Source organism: Oleiphilus sp. HI0061 (assembly GCF_001635675.1).
Map to the genome: position 1 here is coordinate 1 of NZ_LWFE01001690.1, position 1555 is coordinate 1555.

The window sequence follows — 1555 nt, forward strand, 5'->3', positions numbered from 1 at the left end:
GTATTATGTCGAGCGACAATTGGGCTAAGAGTAAAAGCAGGCGTTTTTACTCTTAGTCTAAATATCATGGCCCTAAATATCATTTTTCCACTTTATCTTATTCTTCTTAGCTCTTATGAAAAACGCGATATCGTTGTTTACCCAGTTCTTTATCTTAGGTTGCACTAGTTTTGGTGGGCCAGCCGCTCACTTAGGCTACTTTCGTAAAACCTTCGTTGAAAACAAAAAGTGGATTTCCGAATCTTCATATAGCCAGCTAATCGCTTTAAGCCAGTTTCTACCTGGCCCCGGATCTAGTCAGGTAGGATTCGCTATAGGCCTTCATCGTATGGGCTTACTTGGAGGAGTCTTGGCTTTTGTAGGGTTTACCCTGCCTTCTTTCCTAATCATGCTGCTAGTAGCCGTGGGTTTAACGAGCTTTGGTTCCAACGCTATTCTAGATTCTCTTATTCACGCATTTAAGTTACTTGCAGTTGCGGTAGTGGCTGACGCAGTATTATCGATGGGGAAGTCCTTTTGCCAAACTAAAACAACGCAACTACTGGCATTCGTTACATGCCTCATCATATGGCTTTTCCCCATTCCGTTTGTACAAATACTCTGTATTTCGGCTGCCGCAATGTTTGGTTTATTTTCTTTACGTAGCAAGTCTGTAGAGAAAGCTGGCCGTATCGGTTTGTCATTTTCATTCAGTACATTATTTTTTATTGTGCTCTTCGTTGTGTGCCTATCCGGCGCTCTAGATGGCTTTGCCTTGTTTTCTGAAACCTTCCTCGCTGGTAGTTTAGTCTTTGGTGGTGGCCATGTGGTGCTGCCTTTACTACAAGATTATTTCGCCCAATCCATAGGACATGAAAGCTTTATCACCGGTTATGCGGTCGCCCAAGCGTTGCCAGGGCCCTTGTTCACTTTCGCAACGTACTTAGGGGCGATGAGTTACGAGAGCCCGCTAATAGGCGCATTTATTGCTACATTGGGGATTTTCTTGCCGGGGTTCTTACTTGTCTTAGCGTTTAACCAACACTGGAAAGTTTTGGCCGAGCATCCAAGAGTGTCGGGTGCCATTGTGGGTGTTAATGCAAGCGTGGTGGGTTTATTAGCAGCAACGCTCTATAGCCCTGTATTTATTACTTCTGTAAAAGAGCCTATAGATATGGCCGTTGTCGCAAGTATTTTTGTTTTACTGCGTTCCTTCAAACTGTCAATTATTCGGATCATTCTATTGGTTCTTGTTTATGGTTTGTTACGTGCTTGGTTTTCATAAAGTAGTGTAATAAGCAAAGCCACTAAACAATCGTTACTTCCACTGCCAGGGTTCTTCTTCAATGTATTTCTAGTCAAAGGTTGCACTATCTATTAATATATATATGTGCAACTTGAGGATGATTATATGGCCAACCCAAATGTTACGTTACGAGTTTCTGGCAGCTTACGCAGCCACTTAGAAGAATGTACCGGCTTAAACGGAGAATATGAGACTCCCAGTGAGTATTTACGAGATCTTATTCGTAGAGATATGGAGCGGAAAGATTCGGCTAAGTGGGAACGTGTTAGG

At 42.8% G+C, this 1555-nt stretch carries 1 protein-coding gene; it reads left to right on the forward strand.

The features are described from left to right. The first annotated feature begins 115 nt into the window (after positions 1-115). A complete protein-coding gene (gene chrA, locus A3735_RS26050; protein WP_068513329.1) occupies positions 116-1264 on the forward strand; it encodes a chromate efflux transporter in 1149 nt (382 codons plus the stop codon). The last annotated feature ends 291 nt before the right edge of the window (positions 1265-1555 follow it).

What these genes read in the sequence shown, in the direction of transcription:
- chrA (WP_068513329.1), top strand. Translation starts at nt 116, where the DNA reads ATGAAAAACGCGATATCGTTGTTTACCCAGTTCTTTATCTTAGGTTGC.